We start from the raw sequence: 15,406 nt of genomic DNA, 5'->3' as shown, positions 1-15,406 counted from the left end.
GTTCGCTGGGGGTCGGACCCTGATGGCAGAGGTCGAGCCGTCTGGTTCAGTGGAGATCAAGCAGACGCAGCGACGCGGGCAGGCCGAGGTCAGTGCAGGCCCGCGAGACGGAGCAGGAGCGATTTCACATCGGTGGCCGCGACGCGGCCGCTGACGGCGCGGGGGGTGGAGCACAGAATGAGCGGACCTTCGTCCTCGCTCGTGGGGAGGCGGCCATGGCTGCCTCGAATAGGTGAGGGATCCAGGGGCACGACCGCCATGCGGTAACGCATGCCGAGCCTCTTCCGGGCCAGTGCGCCCGCGGCCTTGACGCGGACGTAGGGGTCCTCGGGGTCCATGAAGAGCTCGACGGGGTCGTAGCCGGGTTTGCGGTGGATCTCGACGAGCCGCGCGAAGTCGGGCGCGCGGTCGTCGTCGAGCCAGTAGTAGTACGTGAACCAGGCGTCCGGTTCCGCGAGGGCGACGAGTTCGCCCGAGCGCGGATGGTCCAGGTGGTGTGTCTTCTTGCCCTCGTCATCGAGGAGTTGCTCGATGCCGGGGACGTCCTTTAGGGCGGCGCGGGTGATGTCGAGGTCTTCCGGCCGGCGCACGTAGACGTGGGCGATCTGGTGGTCGGCGACGGCGAAGGCGCGCGAGGCCATCGGGTCGAGGTACTCCATGCCGTCCTGGGTGTGCACTTCCAGCAGGCCAGCGCGGCGCAGCACGCGGTTGATGTCGACGGGCCGGTTCACGCGGGTGATGCCGTACTCGGAGAGCGCGACGACGGTGCGGCCCTCGGCTCGGGCGTCGTCGAGGAGCGGAGTGAGGGTCGCGTCCAGGTCGGCGGCCGCTCGGCGGGAGCGCGGGTCGTCGGGGCCGAAGCGCTGGAGGTCGTAGTCGAGGTGAGGGAGGTAGCACAGGGCGAGGTCGGGTCGGCGGGTGTCGATGATGTGCCGGGTGGCGTCGACGATCCAGCGGCTGGAGACGAGGTCGGCGCCCGGCCCCCAGAAGTGGAAGAGGGGGAACGTGCCGAGTTTCCCGGTGAGTTCGTCGTGCAGGGCAGGGGGTCGGGTGTAGCAGTCCGGTTCCTTACGGCCGTCGGCGTAGTAGACGGGGCGGGGGGTGACGGTGAAGTCGGTGTCGGCGCCCATGGCGTACCACCAGCAGATGTTGGCGACGGTGTAACCGGGATGCGCGCGGCGGGCGGCGTCCCACAGCTTGTCGCCGGCGACGAGGCCGTTGTGCTGCCTCCACAGGAGCACATCGCCGAGTTCGCGGAAGTACCAGCCGTTGCCGACGATGCCGTGCTCGGCGGGAGTGGTGCCGGTGAGGAAGGTGGACTGGGCGGCGCAGGTCACGGCGGGCAGGACGGTGCCGAGCGGTGCCCGGGATCCGGACTGCCCGAGGGCCTTGAGGTGCGGCATGTGTTCGAGAAGGCGGGGGGTGAGGCCGACGACGTCCAGGACGAGGAGCGGGGTGGGGCCGTTGCGCGGGTCGCTCTGGGGCTGGCTCATGGGAGTTCCTTCAGGCCGAGGTCCGTCAGGAGGTCACGGGCGAGGGTGAGTTCCGCGGCGATGCCCTCGGCGAGCTGGGAGCGCCCGCGGGGGCGCAGCGCGGGAGGCAGGGCCTGCCAGGTGTAGGTCTCGACCTCCAGATGGCGGGTGAGAGGGACGGTGCCGCCGACGAGTCGGGTCAGGGCGTCCTGGAGCACGGGGAGGGTGGAGGTGAGCGGCGCGGCCGGGTCCGCGTGGAGGGGGACGTGGAAGTGGGCCCGCCAGGGGGACGTGTCGGGCAGGGCGTGGCCACTGAGTGCTTCGCCGAGGTCGTCGACGGAGCGCAGCCCGCAGCTGGTCAGGGCGCGGGTCTGGTGGAGGAAGCGGGGCTCGTCGAAGGCGGCGAGGGCCTCACGTACATCGGGGAGATGGGGGTGTTCGGCATGCAGGGCGGCGGAGAGCTGGGATTTGACGACGGGGATGCCCGCGTCGGTGAGGGCGTCGAGGGCGGTCTTCGGGTCCTCGAAAGAGGTGGCGAGATGGCAGGTGTCGACGCAGACACCGATGCGGTCGTTGCCGACTGCGGTGAGGGGGGCGATGGCGTCGGCGGTCGTCTCGACGGTGCAGCCCGGTTCCGGTTCCAGGCCGATGCGGATGGAGCGGCCGGTCAGTTCGTCGAGGGCGTCCAGTCGCTGGGCGAGCGTGGTGAGGGCGGTGCGGGCGGTCTCGGCGCGGGTGGCGTCGAAGGGGGTGCGCCAGGCCAGCGGCAGGGTGGAGATGGTGCCTTCGGTGACGTCGTCGGGGAGCAGGGCGGCGAGCAGCCGGGCCAGGTCGGTGGTGTGGGCGAGGCGCTCCGGGTCGGTCCAGTCCGGCTTGTACACGCGGTACTTGACCTCTTCGGCGCCGAAGCCCTCATAGGGGAAGCCGTTGAGCGTGACGACTTCGAGGCCGCGCCGGTCGAGTTCGGTGCGCAGGCCGCGCAGGGCCGCGGGGTCGGTGACGAGGGCGCGGGTGGCGTCCTTGGCGAGCCAGAGGCCGATTCCGATGCGGTCCCTGCCGAGTCTCTTGCGCACGGGTTCGCAGTGGTCACGGAGTTGCGCGAGGACGCCTTCGAGGGTCTCGGCCGGGTGGACGTTGGTGCAGTAGGCGAGGTGGACGGTGGAACCGTCGGGGTGCCGGAAGCGCATGGCTCACGCCCCGCCGCGCAGGATGGAGTTGCCCTCGTGGGCGGCGTCCGTGCCGGTGACGTCCAGGGCGAGGCGGCCGCTGAGTCCGTAGAAGGCGACCGGGTTGCGCCACAGGACCAGGTCGACGTCGTCCTCGCCGTAGCCGGCCGCGAGCATGGCATCGGCGACCTTGCGTGTCTTGAGCGGGTCGCTCTTCCCCCAGTCGGCCGCGGAGTTGACCAGGACCCGCTCGGGGCCGAATTCCCGCAGGATCTCGACCATTCTCCCCTCGTCCATCTTGGTGTCGGGATAGACGGAGAACCCGAGCCAGCAGCCGCTGTCCTTGGCTTCTTTGATGGTGGTCTCGTTGAGGTGGTCGATCAGCACGCGGTCCAGGGGCAGCGCGGACTCCCGGATGACATCGATCGTGCGGCGCAGGCCGGCGAGCTTGTCGCGGTGCGGGGTGTGCACGAGGGCCGGCAGTTCGTGGTCGGCGGCCAGTTGGAGCTGGGCGCTGAGCGCGGTGTCCTCGGCGGGCGTCATGGAGTCGTAGCCGATCTCGCCGACGGCGACGACGTTGTCCTTGACGAGGTAGCGGGGCAGTTCGTCGAGGACGGGGGTGCAGCGGGGGTCGTTCGCCTCCTTCGGGTTGAGGGCGATCGTGCAGTGGTGGGCGATGCCGTACTGGGCGGCGCGGAAGGGTTCCCAGCCGAGGAGGGAGTCGAAGTAGTCGAAGAAGGAGGCGGGCGAGGTGCGGGGCTGGCCGAGCCAGAAGGCAGGCTCCACGACCGCGCGGACACCCGCCGCGTACATCGCCTGGTAGTCGTCGGTGGTGCGGGAGGTCATATGGATGTGGGGATCGAAGATGCGCATCGGGACTCCTACTCCTCGCCGGTCGAAGGGGCCTCGGGGCCCGAGGGAGCCGTGGGGTGCGATACCGCCCCGGGGGCGGTCAGGGCCAGGACGCGATGCAGGTCACCGGGGACGGGGCGGCCCGCCGCCGTGCGTTCGCTCGCGTAGTCGCCGAGCATGCGGGCGAGTTCTCCGTCGCCTCGGGCACGCCTCGGGAGGTCGGCGACGGCGTCCACGGGCACACCGGTGAACAGGCACTTGAGGACGGCGTGGCGCCAGTCGTGCGGTGCCAGGTGTGCGGCGGCGTACGGGCCGACGGCCGCGGCGACGAGCCGGGTGTCGTTGGTGCGCAGGGCGTCCTCGACCAGCGGCAGGGCTTCGGGGCCCGGCACCAGGTGCGGCAGGGCGTGCAGGATGGCGCGGCGTTCGGGGGCGGTGCCCTGGGCGTAGACACGGGTGAGGGTGGCCGGGTCCGCGGACGCCGCGTGCAGCAGCAGGACGCGGGCGGCGTCGGCGTGGTCGGGCCCGCAGCGTCGTCCCGCCTCGGCGATCCGCAATTCCCATGTGGGGATGGGCCCTCCCTGCTGCGATTCCCTCCGCTCGGCGTGGGCCGCGGCCTCGGCGGTGGCCTGGTCGAGCCAGGCGCGGGCGGCTCCGCCGAGGTCGGCTTCGAGACGGGTGCGGAGGGCGGCGATTCCGGGGGTGTCGGTCACGGGGTTCCTCCTTCGGCGGCAGTGGGGGCAGGGGCGGGGGCTCGGGGCAGCGGCACGCGCTCCGGGGGCACCGGCTTCTCGGCGTCTGCCGCCGCTCGGCGGAGGAAGTCGAGGGAGTCCGCGGCGAGCCGGGGGCCTGCGTGGGAGTGGCGGGGCAGTTCGACGACGGTGAGGCCTTGGTAGCCGGTGGCCGCCAGGGCCGCGAGGACGGGCGGGAAGTCGATCTCCCCGTCCCCGAACGGCAGGTGCTCGTGGACGCCGCGCCGCATGTCCTCGATCTGGACGTGCCGCAGCCAGGGGGCGACGGCGCGCACGCAGTCGGCGGGCGAGAGCGGTTCGAGGCACTGGCAGTGGCCGATGTCGAGGGTGAGGCCGAGGAGTTCGGGCGCGGGATCGCCCAGTTCGCCGCGGAGGTGGTGGAAGTCGTTGATCGAGGAGAGGAGGTGGCCGGGTTCGGGTTCGACGGCGAGCGGGACACCGGCCCCGGACGCGGCGTCGAGGACGGGTCCGAGGGCGCCGGCGAGCCGCTTCCACGCGACGTCGTCGGGGGTGTCGTCCGGGCGGATGCCGCTGAAGCAGTGCACGGCGTGGGCGCCCAGGTCTGCGGCGACGTGGACGGCGCGGATCAGCAGGTGTACGCGGTCGGCCCGCCGCTGCGGGTCGCGGTCGAGGAGGGAGGGGCCGTGTTTGAGGCGCGGGTCGAGGACATAGCGGGCGCCCGTTTCGACGGTGGCGGTCAGACCGAGGCGGTCGAGGGTGCGGGCCACATGTCGGGTGCGGGAGGCGAGATCAGGGGCGAGGGGATCGAGGTGCATGTGGTCGAGGGTCAGACCGACACCGGAGTAGCCGAGGTCGGCGAGGAGACCGAGGGCGTCGTCGAGACGGAGGTCGGTGAGGCCGTTGGTGCCGTAGCCGAAGCGGAGGGTGTCGATCGGGCGGTCGGGCGGGGTCCCGGCCGGGTTCGGGTGCCGGGGCGTGGTGCCGCTCATGTGACGCTCACCTTCCGTGCGAACTTCCGGGCGGCCGGGGCGAGGGCGGCCGTCAGCAGGGCGGTACCGACGGCGCCCGACCGGGCGGCGAGCGCGGCTTGCAGCGGGATCATGGCGCGGATCCCGCCGCCGACGGCTCGTTGGGTGAGGGGAGGTGAAGGGTTGAGGACGGCGTGGAAGAGGGCTTTGGCGGCGGTCCCGAGGTAGGCGAGAGCGAGGGCGGCTCGCAGGGGGTGGCGGGGGGCGCGGGAGGGGGTTCCGGTACCGACACCGGCCCTGGCGGCGGCACCGACTCTGGCGCGGTTTCCGGCACCGGTTCCAGCCCGAGCTGCGGCTCCGGCTCTGGCACCGGAACCGACCCTGGCTCGGATTCCACCACCGGTTCCAGCTCCATCACCAGCTCCCGCTCCCGCTCCAGCCCGAGCTCCGGCACCAGCACCAGTGCCAACTCCAGCCCCGGTCCCGGCCCCGGCTCCGGCTCCGGCTGGAGCTCTCATACCAGCCCCCGCCCCGCCCCCGGCCCCAGCCCCGGTACAGGCCCCGCCAGCACCGCAGGCACCCCCGTCGGCCGACCGCGCGCCCGGTCTTCCGGCGACGAGCCGTGCCAGGGCCGTCGTCACTGCCAGTGCGGCCAAGGGGGCTGCCGAGGAGCCGCCCTCGGCTTCGCGGCGGGAGACCACCGTGACGGCCAGCGTGTGGGCGGCGAGGGCGCCGGCGGAGGGCACGGCGTGCTTGGCGGCGCGCAGGCTGTCGCCCGGCCCGCCGTGGCGGTCGCACCGAGGAGCAGGTCGAGGCCCCGCGCGGCGGCCATGGCCGCGGGGCCCGCCGGGGTGTGCTTCAGGCCCAGGTCGTACGCCCACACCGTGCCCGCCAAGGTGCCCGCCACCGCCAGGGCGGGGCGGCCGGCACGGGAGGCGAGGGCCAGGCCCGCCGCGGTGAGGGCGGCCGCCGCCGTGAGGGCAGCGGGCGGGCTGATGCGGCCCGATGGCAGGGGGCGTTCGGGGCGCTCGACGGCGTCGTCGGCTCGGTCCGCCCAGTCGTTGAGGGCCATGCCGGCTTCGTACAGGCAGAGAGAGGAGGTGAGGGCGAGGAGGGTGCGGCGGTTGGGGCGCATGCCGGTCGCGCAGGCCCCGGCGAGTGCGTCACCGGGGACGGTGAACAGGGCCGGGAGCCGCAACAGTTCGGCCCAGTCCCGCGCGGCCGAGCGCGCGACGGACCCGTCGGCCGACCCCACGGCAGAGCTCACGCCAGGCCCCGCACCGGAGCCACCCCCCTCCCCTACAGCCGACCCCACGCCAGAGCCACCCCAACGCCCACCCCCAGCACCTGCACCTGCACCTGCACCTGCACCCGCACCCAACCCCGCACCCGCCCCCACCCTCATCGCCCACCCCTCAGCCGCGCGGCGAAGCCGAGCAACGCTGCGTACTGGTCTCCGAGCGCGGCACGTGCGTCGCCGTCCGGGTCCTTGAAGTAGAAGGCGAGTTCCGGCAGAGGGCCCGCGAGGCCCTGCTCGTGGGCACGGGAGGTCAGCCGTGCCAGGTCGAGGATCAGGGGGGCCGCGAGAGAGGAGTCGCAGCCCTGCCAGGTGGTCTGGAGGACCATGCGGGTGCCGAGGAAGCCGTCGAAGGCGATGTGGTCCCAGGCGGTCTTCCAGTCGCCGAGGGAAGGGACGTCGTCGATGTGGACCTCGCCCTCGGGGACGGTGCCGAGGGTGTCGGCGAGGACGCGTTCCTTGCCGGCGTTCTTGGCCGCCGCTGCGGCGGGATCGGCGAGGGCCGCGCCGTCGCCGCCGCCCAGGAGGTTCGTGCCGGACCAGGCGCGTACGGCGAGCCCCCGCTGCGCGAACATCGGGCCGAGCACCGAGCGCAGGAGGGTCTGCCCGGTCTTGCCGTCGCGGCCGGCGTAGGGCAGCCCTGCGGCGCGGGCGGCCTCGGCAAGGCGGGGGTGGTGCAGGCCGGCGGAGGGGGTGAAGTTCACGTAGGGGCAGCCGGCCCGCAGCGCCGCCGCGGCGTAGAGGGAGCTGGCGGGCAGCCGCGCCCCGCCCGCCGAGGCCGCCCCGCCCGAGCCCGCAGCTTCCCGCCCCTCGTCAACACCCGAAAGGACCGGTTCCGTGGAGGCGACGTTGATGACGGTCGCACGGGTCAGCCCCCGGCGGCGCAGGAAGTCGCGCAGATCGGCGGCGAAGGCGTCGATCAGCTCCTCGTCCGTGCGGGAGTCGCCCGGCAGGGGGCCGCCGGGACGAATCTCGGCGTCCGCGGCGGCGAGTTCGGCGTGCACGGCCGAGGGAAGGCCGTGCGGCAGTACGCCACCGGCGGTGAGTTCCTCGGCGCGTTTGGGCAGCGGGCAGTTCGCGGTGTCGTGGCCGCCGAAGACGAGCGACGGCAGCGTCGGCAGGCCGCAGTCCGTGAAGGGCGGTGTCTCGGTCACCATGCCGATCGGCGGATGCAGACCGGCCGCCACGGCCGCGCACCCCGCGACGGCCGTGGTCGCGACCGACCCCCGGGCACCGATCAGCCAGACCCCTACGGAGGAGACGGAAGGCGTGGCATGACGGACGGCGGCGGACTCGGCGGGCACGGGGGACTCGGACACGGCTGCCTCCTGCATGACTCAAGAGCTCACGCGCTCACGAGCTCACGAAACGTGGCTGTGTGGTGCGAGACGGCGAGCGGAGGTCCGGCGTCCTCCGCCCGCCGCCGTCTAGTGACCGGCGCCCGGTCGCGCCGCGGGCAGGTCCTTCACCCGGATGTCCCGGAAGGAGACCTCATCGGCATCGCCGTGGTTCTGGATGCCGATATGCCCTTGGCGCAGGCTCCGCGCCGGATCGGTGTTGGTGAAATCGTTGATCTTCACGCCGTTGAGGTAGACGCGAAGGCGTTCGCCCTCGACGCGGATCTCGTAGGTGTTCCACTCCCCCGGCGGATTCAGCGCCTTGTCGCGCTTCTTCAGGTCGGCGGACTTGAAGCCGTAGACGGAGCCCGTGGTCTTCGCGGGGACGTCCGTGGCGTCGATCTGGATCTCATAGCCGTTGTTCACGGCCGACCAGGGGTCGTCGGATGCCGGGAAGCCGACGAAGATCCCGGAGTTGTCGTCGCCGCGCATCCGCCAGTCGAGCTTGAGCGAGTACGCGCCGAGCTGGCGCCGCTCGTACCAGAGCATGCCCATGCCGCCGACGGTGGTGAGCGTTCCGTCGTCCTCGTTCAGGGCGAAGGATCCCGGACCGGCCTGTTTCCAGCCCGACAGGGACGCCGCCTTGCCGTCGAAGATCGACGTGTAGCCCTTCTCGGGACGGCAGTCGGCCTGCGCGGCGCCGACCGCCCAGCGGATGCCGCCGAGCAGGTGACGGCGGAACTCCGGTTCGGCGTACGACTCCTTGGTGTGACCGCCGCCCGTGTAGAAGGAGCGGCCTCCGTGGTAGTTGCTCTGGCACCAGGCGATGGGGTGGTCGCCCGACATCGTGCCGCCCGCGTACGACGACTCGTCGAGCGAGGCGAGGACCCGGGCCCGCGCGCGCGGATTGGAGCGGTAGTTGTACCACTCGTCGGTGCGCTCCCAGGCCCCGGCGCCCAGGTGGGACGTGGCCGGGTGCGCGTGGTCCTCCACATGGACCCGCGCCTTCTGGATCGCGGGGTGCGACTGGAAGTAGGCGCCCGCGAGGCCCGCGTAGAAGGGCCAGTCGTACTCGGTGTCGGCGGCGGCGTGCACGCCGACGTATGCGCCGCCGCCGCGGATGTAGCCCTCGAACGCCCGCTGTTGCTCTCCGTTGAGGACGTCCCCGGTGGTCGACATCCAGACCACGGCGTCGTACCGGGCGAGGTTGGCGGCGGTGAAGGCGCCCGCGTCCTCGGTCGCGTCGACGGTGAAGCCGCCCTCGGCGCCGAGTTCCCTGACGGCCTCCACCCCGGCCGGGATCGAGTCGTGCCGGAAGCCCGCCGTCTTGGAGAAGACCAGGACGCGCTCACCGTCCTTGCCCGTACCCACACCCACACCCCTGCCCACACCGGCACCTGTACCCGGGCCCGGCTCGGAGGACGCCGTGCCCGCGACGCACCCGATGAGCAGGGCGGCCGCCGCCGTCGCGGTGAGGAGCCGCGCTCGTCCACGCATCGCGCTCACCTCTTCCCGCCGACCGTTGACCTGGTCGTGAACGTGAAGTCGTCCACGTCGTAGAGCGCCCCGGTGCCCGTGCCCTTGAAGACCAGGTAGAGCGTCGTGGTCCTCGACGGCGCCTTGGTGATCGCGGTGCTGACGTCCTTGTACGTCTCCCACGAGCCGGTCGGCTCGACCTTCGCGGTACCGAGCAGCCTGCCGCTCACCGATCCGCTGCGGACCTCCAGGGTGCCACCGGAGCCGGCGGAGGCGACCCGCGCGGTCAGCTTGGTGGCGTCGCCGAGGATGTACGGCTTGAAGGAGATCCAGTCGCCGTTGTGGATGTCGCCGACGGTCTTGCCGCCGTGCGCCGGGGTGTGGTTGATCACGGAGACGCCCTTGGAGTCGCCGTAGTGCTCGCCCTGGCGGTGCTTGGGCTGGACGACGTTCTGGTCGTGGGTGGTCAGCGCGGGCTGGCCGTTCGCGCCCTTGTCGGTGTACTCGGCGTCGAAGACCCCGAAGATGTTGGCGTTCGGGTCGTGCTCGCCGTCCGCGGAGGTCTGGATGGTGCCCGAGCAGCCGTTGGCCGAGGTGACCGGGTGGCCGTGGCTGTCATGGCCGAGGATGTGGGTGACCTTGACCTTCGAGCAGTCGATGGGTCCGGCGGCGCCGTCTTCGGGGTCGGTCACCTTCACCTTGAAGGGCACCTTGTCGCCGAAGGTGAACAACTGCCCGTCGCCGGGCAGTTCGAGGGTGACCTTGGGCGCGGTGTTGCCAACGGTGATGTGCGCGCTGGCCGAGCCGGTGCGGCCGGTGGAGTCCTTCACGGTCACGGTGGCGGTGTAGACGCCGTTCTTCTTGTACGTGTATGTGGGGTGCTGCTGGGTCGACTTGCCGCCGTCGCCGAAGTCCCAGGCGTAGGTCAGCGTGCCGCCGTCGGCGTCCGTGGCCTTGGCCGTGAACTTGGTGCGCAGCGGGGCCTGGCCGCTGGTCACCGACGCGCTCGCCTCGGCGACCGGCGAGTGCCCTGTCGTGGCGTTCTCGATGCGGAAGAGACCGGAGTTCTCGTCGCCGCCGAACCAGGCCGTGCCGTAGTCCAGGACGTAGAGCGCGCCGTCGGGGCCGAACTCCATGTCCATCACCTGGGTGCCCGTCCACGGGAACGGGTTGATCTTCGAGACCGTGCCGTCCGCGCCCTGTTCGATGCGCTTGATCCAGCGGCGGCCGAACTCGCCCGCGAAGAAGTCGCCGTCGTACGCCTCCGGGAACTTCACCGGGGAGTCGTTCGCCGCGTCGTAGCGGTAGACCGGACCGGCCATCGGGGACTCGGAACCGGAGCCGAGCTCCGGGACGGAACCGCCGTCGTACGGGATCCAGGCCTCCTGGGCGGCCGGCAGGTCGGTGAGGCCGGTGTTGTACGGCGAGTCGTTCTTCGGATTGGCGCAGTCGAAGGGCGCGCCCGAGGTGCCGGTGGCGAAGTCGTAGTCGACGTAGGCGTCGTTCTTGCCGGTGCAGAACGGCCAGCCGAAGTTGCCCGGCTTGGTCACGCGGGCGAACTCCACCTGCCCGGCGGGGCCGCGCTTGGGGTCGGCCGCGCCCGCGTCGGGACCGTAGTCACCGACGTAGACCACGCCGGTCGGCTTGTCGACGCTCATCCGGAAGGGGTTGCGGAAGCCCATCGCGTAGATCTCGGGACGGGTCTTCTCGGTGCCCTTGGGGAAGAGGTTGCCGTCCGGGACCGTGTACGAGCCGTCGTCGGCGACCTTGATGCGCAGGATCTTGCCGCGCAGGTCGTTGGTGTTCCCGGCGCCGCGCCGGGCGTCGTAGGCGGGGTTGCGGCCCGCGCGCTCATCGATGGGGGTGAAGCCGTCCGAGGCGAAGGGGTTGGAGTCGTCGCCCGTCGAGAGGTAGAGGTTGCCGTCCTTGTCGAAGTCGATGTCGCCGCCGACGTGGCAGCAGATGCCGCGGCTGGCGGGGACGTCGAGGACCTTCTTCTCGCTGGCGGTGTCCAGGGTGCCGTCGGCCTTCAGGACGAACCGGGAGAGCCGGTTGACGCCGTCGAACTTCTTGAAGTCCTCGGCCGTGCCGTTCTCCGGGGCGTCGCCCGCCGGGGTGTCGAGGGGCGGCGCGTAGTAGAGGAAGATGACGCGGTTCTCGCTGAACTTCGGGTCGACTGCGACGCCTTGGAGGCCCTCTTCGTCGTGCGTGTAGACCGGTATCTTGCCCGCGATCTCGGTGTTGCCCGCGGCGTCCGTCAGACGCAGCGTGCCGTCGCGGGAGGTGTGCAGGACCGAGCGGTCGGGGAGCACGGAGAGCGTCATGGGCTCGCCGACCTCCGGCTCGCCCTTGGCAAGGGTGACCTGCTGGAAGTCCTCGGCGGCGGGCGCGGCCGTCGCGGGCGGGTCGGCGGGCACGGCCCCGGCCGTCGGTGCGGCGAGGGTCAGCGAGGCACCGGTGAGCAGCGCGCCGGTGAGCAGGGCGAGAGCCTGGTGGCGAAGTCTTGGGCGTTTCCTGTGCACGGGGTTCCTCCGGAGGGGACAGTCGTACGCGGGTGTCTGCGCCGTGCGCCGGGGTGCGCCGTCACCCCGGACCTTCATGTCCTGTACACATCAGGGACGGTAGCCACGTTTGTCCCGGGCGGAAAGCCCTTACGCAGCATTGAAGTTCAGCTTTTTCCCGTCACTGGACAAACGTGGTGCGGCGACGGCTAGTCGGAGCCGCCGAACGCGGCGTCGAACGAGGCGGTCGGCGCCTCGAAGTCGTACGCCTTCAAACGCGCGAGGGCCTCCGGGGCGCCCTGGAGGCGGTCCATGCCGGCGTCCTCCCACTCCACCGAGACCGGCCCCTCGTACGCGATGGAACCGAGCATGCGGAAGACGTCCTCCCAGGGGACGTCCCCGTGGCCCGCCGACACGAAGTCCCAGCCACGCCGCGGGTCGCCCCACGGGAGGTGCGAACCCAGGCGGCCGTTACGGCCGTCCAGGCGGCGCCGGGCCTCCTTGCAGTCGACGTGGTAGATGCGGTCCCGGAAGTCGTAGAGGAAGCCCACCGGGTCGAGGTCCTGCCAGACGAAGTGCGAGGGGTCGAAGTTGAGGCCGAAGGCCGGGCGGTGGCCGACGGCCTCCAAGGCCCTGTGCGTCGTCCAGTAGTCGTACGCGATCTCGGACGGATGCACCTCGTGGGCGAACCGCACGCCGTGCTCGTCGAAGACGTCCAGGATCGGGTTCCAGCGCTCGGCGAAGTCCTCGTACCCACGCTCGATCATGGAGTCAGGAACCGGCGGGAACATCGCGACCAGATGCCAGATCGCCGAGCCGGTGAAGCCGACGACGGTGTCCACGCCGAAGGCGGCGGCGGCCCGTGCCGTGTCCTTGATCTCGGCGGCGGCCCGCTGCCGCACGCCCTCCGCCTCGCCGTCGCCCCAGATCCGGGCGGGCAGGATCGCGCGGTGCCGCTCGTCGATGATCGCGTCGCAGACGGCCTGGCCGACCAGGTGGTTGGAGACGGCCCAGCACTTCAGGCCGTACTTGTCGAGCAGGGCGTGCCGACCGTCCAGATAGGACGGGTCGGTGAGCGCCTTGTCGACCTCGAAGTGGTCGCCCCAGCAGGCGAGTTCGAGGCCGTCGTAGCCGAAGTCGCGGGCGAGCCGGCAGACCTCTTCGAGCGGCAGGTCGGCCCACTGGCCGGTGAAGAGCGTGAACCTACGGGGCATGTCCGGGCCTCCTCAAGCAAGGGCGTGGGTACTCGGGCGGGGATCGGCGCGACGGCTCACGCCGTCACCGGCGTGTACACGGAGTTCTTCGCCGCGCTCTCCTCCACCGCCGCGAGCACTCGCTGCACGGAGAGCCCGTCGGCGAAGGAGGGTTCGGGCCGCGCCCCGGTGGCGATGGCGTGCAGCAGGTCGCGGGCCTGGTGCACGAAGGTGTGCTCGTAGCCGAGTCCGTGCCCCGGCGGCCACCAGGCCGCCAGATACGGATGCTCGGGCTCGGTCACCAGGATCCTGCGGAAGCCGGAGGACGCGGCGGGCTCGGTGTGGTCGTGGAAGGACAGTTCGTTCAGGCGCTCCAGGTCGAAGGCCAACGAGCCGTCGCTGCCGTTGAGTTCGAGCCGCAGCGCGTTCTTGCGGCCCGCCGCGAAGCGCGTCGCCTCGAAGGAGGCCAGCGCCCCGTTGGGGAAGCGGCCGGTGAAGACGGCCGCGTCGTCCACCGTGACGGCGCCGCGCCGCGCGCCGCCCGCCGCGGTAAGGCCGCTGGACGCGCCCTCAAGCAGCGGCCGTTCCCTGACGAAGGTCTCGGTGAGTGCGGAGACCCCCGCCACCTGCTCCCCCACCAGGTACTGCGCGAGGTCGACGATGTGCGCCCCCAGGTCCCCGAGCGCGCCGGAGCCGGCGTGCTCCTTGATCAGCCGCCACGTCAGCGGGAACTCGGCGTCCACGAGCCAGTCCTGAAGGTACGTCAGGCGAACGTGCCGCAACGCCCCGAGCCTACCCTCGGCGACCATCCGGCGGGCGAGCGCGAGGGCGGGCACCCGGCGGTAGTTGAAGCCGACCATGGCCACCTGCCCCCGGGCGCGGGCCCGTTCGGCCGCCTCGGCCATGGCCTCGGCCTCCTCGACGGTGTTGGCGAGCGGCTTCTCGCACAGCACGTGCTTGCCCGCCTCCAGGGCGGCGACGGCGATCTCCGCATGGCTGTCGCCGGGGGTGCAGATGTCGACGAGGTCGACGTCGTCCCGCGCGATCAGGGCCCGCCAGTCTGTCTCGGCGGCGGCCCAGCCGAGCCGGTCGGCGGCGGCGCGCACGGCGCCCCCGTCACGGCCGCAGACGGCCGCGAGCACCGGCTCGACCGGCAGGTCGAAGACGCGCCCCACGGTGCGCCAGCCCTGGGAATGGGCGGCGCCCATGAACGCGTAGCCGACCATGCCCACCCCCAGCGGCCTCTTCCCCGCGCTCCCGGCATCGGCCCCGGCATCGGCCCCGGCCTCGGGTCCGGCCTCGGCCCCGGCATCGGGTCCCGTCTCACGCATGCGGTACTCCTCCTCGTCGACGCTCTGTGGGGGGTGCGGACGCGCGCATCACTTGAAGCCGGTGGACATGTACTGACCGACGTTCTCCTTGTCGACGACCGCCGAGTACAGCGTGATGAAGGCCGGGATCTCGAATTCGGCCATGCCGCTGACGCCCTTGCCCTGGCCGAGGGCGCGCGCGAGGTCGATGGCGGACGCGGCCATGGTGGGCGGATAGAGGACGGTGGCCTTCAGGACGCTGTTGTCCGCCTCGATGGCCTGGAAGGCGGAGAGCGCGCCCGCGCCACCGACCATCATGAAGTCGTCGCGGCCCGCCTGCTTGATCGCGCGCAGGGCGCCCACGCCCTGGTCGTCGTCGTGGTTCCACAGCGCGTCGAAGTTCTTCTGCGCCTGGAGGAGCTGGGACATCTTCGACTGCCCCGACTCGACGGTGAACTCGGCGGCCTGGCGGGCGACCTTCTTGATGTTCGGGTAGTTCTTGAGGGCGTCGTCGAAGCCCTTGGTGCGCTGCTTGGTCAGTTCGAGGTTGTCGAGCCCGGCCAGCTCCACCACGCGCGCGTTCTCCCTGCCCTTGAGCTTCTCGCCGATGTAGTGGCCGGCGCTCAGGCCCATGCCGTAGTTGTCGCCGCCGATCCAGCAGCGGTAGGCCTGCGGGGAGGCGAAGACGCGGTCGAGGTTGACGACGGGGATGTTCGCCTTCATCGCCTTCAGGCCGACCTGCGTGAGCGCCTTGCCGTCGGCCGGCAGGATCACCAGGACGTCGACCTTCTTGTTGATGAGCGTCTCGACCTGGCCGATCTGGGCGGCGGTGTCGTTGGAGCCCTCGGTGGCCTCCAGGGTGACGTCGGAGTACTTCTCCGCCCGCCGCCTGGCGTTGTCGTTGATGGCGTTGAGCCAGCCATGGTCGGCCTGTGGGCCCGCGAAGCCGATGGTGACCTCCTTGCCCGGCTTGTCGTCGGCGACCGGCTGGTCCTTGGCGTCGTCGCCCTCGTCCTTCGGCTCGTTGCTGGTGCACCCCGTGATCAGGGCTCCGGTGGACAGGGCGGCGGCTCCGAAGAGGAGCCCTCTGCGGCTCGCGTTCGTTGGCATGGGTGAACCCC

The 15,406-nt window shown here is 71.8% G+C and carries 11 protein-coding genes and 1 pseudogene; all 12 read right to left on the bottom strand.

Annotated elements, in window-relative coordinates; all coding sequences use genetic code 11:
* Positions 1–89: 89 nt before the first annotated feature.
* The 12 genes and pseudogenes from KKZ08_RS33505 to KKZ08_RS33450 all read right to left on the bottom strand — a co-directional run bounded on the left by KKZ08_RS33505 (position 90) and on the right by KKZ08_RS33450 (position 15,395).
* Entirely contained in the window at positions 90–1,493 is a 1,404-nt protein-coding gene (locus KKZ08_RS33505; RefSeq protein WP_223778000.1) for a nucleotide pyrophosphatase/phosphodiesterase family protein, read from the bottom strand.
* Positions 1,490–2,659 (bottom strand): metabolite traffic protein EboE, encoded by a 1,170-nt coding sequence (gene eboE / locus KKZ08_RS33500; protein WP_223777999.1) that lies wholly within the window; start codon positions 2,657–2,659, stop codon positions 1,490–1,492. The genes KKZ08_RS33505 and eboE overlap by 4 nt, the downstream gene beginning before the upstream one ends.
* Before the next feature lie 3 nt (positions 2,660–2,662).
* On the bottom strand, positions 2,663–3,511 hold the full coding sequence (locus KKZ08_RS33495) for a TatD family hydrolase (protein WP_223777998.1): 849 nt from the start codon (positions 3,509–3,511) through the stop codon (positions 2,663–2,665).
* 8 nt (positions 3,512–3,519) lie between these two features.
* Positions 3,520–4,203 (bottom strand): EboA domain-containing protein, encoded by a 684-nt coding sequence (locus KKZ08_RS33490; RefSeq protein WP_320589265.1) that lies wholly within the window; start codon positions 4,201–4,203, stop codon positions 3,520–3,522.
* Positions 4,200–5,192 carry a sugar phosphate isomerase/epimerase family protein gene (locus KKZ08_RS33485; RefSeq protein WP_223777997.1) on the bottom strand — a complete coding sequence of 331 codons (993 nt, stop codon included), beginning with the start codon at positions 5,190–5,192 and terminating at the stop codon, positions 4,200–4,202. Before KKZ08_RS33485 ends, KKZ08_RS33490 begins: the two co-directional genes overlap by 4 nt.
* 686 nt (positions 5,193–5,878) lie before the next feature.
* Positions 5,879–6,576, bottom strand: a pseudogene (locus KKZ08_RS33480) (UbiA family prenyltransferase); the annotation flags it as partial.
* A complete protein-coding gene (locus KKZ08_RS33475; protein WP_223779289.1) occupies positions 6,573–7,772 on the bottom strand; it encodes an inositol-3-phosphate synthase in 1,200 nt (399 codons plus the stop codon). The gene KKZ08_RS33475 and the pseudogene KKZ08_RS33480, both read right to left, overlap by 4 nt.
* A gap of 123 nt (positions 7,773–7,895) precedes the next feature.
* Complete coding sequence (locus KKZ08_RS33470) at positions 7,896–9,302, bottom strand: ThuA domain-containing protein (RefSeq protein WP_223777996.1); 1,407 nt, start codon at positions 9,300–9,302, stop codon at positions 7,896–7,898.
* Positions 9,303–9,307: 5 nt separating this feature from the next.
* Positions 9,308–11,803: a PQQ-dependent sugar dehydrogenase gene (locus tag KKZ08_RS33465; protein WP_223777995.1), complete on the bottom strand. Its 2,496-nt coding sequence runs from the start codon at positions 11,801–11,803 to the stop codon at positions 9,308–9,310.
* Between the two features lie 188 nt (positions 11,804–11,991).
* On the bottom strand, positions 11,992–12,996 hold the full coding sequence (locus tag KKZ08_RS33460) for a sugar phosphate isomerase/epimerase family protein (protein WP_223777994.1): 1,005 nt from the start codon (positions 12,994–12,996) through the stop codon (positions 11,992–11,994).
* A gap of 56 nt (positions 12,997–13,052) precedes the next feature.
* On the bottom strand, positions 13,053–14,306 hold the full coding sequence (locus tag KKZ08_RS33455; protein ID WP_223777993.1) for a Gfo/Idh/MocA family oxidoreductase: 1,254 nt from the start codon (positions 14,304–14,306) through the stop codon (positions 13,053–13,055).
* A 48-nt stretch (positions 14,307–14,354) separates the two neighbouring features.
* Positions 14,355–15,395 (bottom strand): substrate-binding domain-containing protein, encoded by a 1,041-nt coding sequence (locus KKZ08_RS33450; RefSeq protein WP_223777992.1) that lies wholly within the window; start codon positions 15,393–15,395, stop codon positions 14,355–14,357.
* Between the last annotated feature and the right edge of the window lie 11 nt (positions 15,396–15,406).

The sequence above is a fragment of the Streptomyces sp. 135 genome, assembly GCF_020026305.1.
GTDB lineage: Bacteria > Actinomycetota > Actinomycetes > Streptomycetales > Streptomycetaceae > Streptomyces.
The sequence above is the reverse complement of the archived record's forward strand: the minus strand, read 5'-3'. Positions and strand labels throughout refer to the sequence as shown.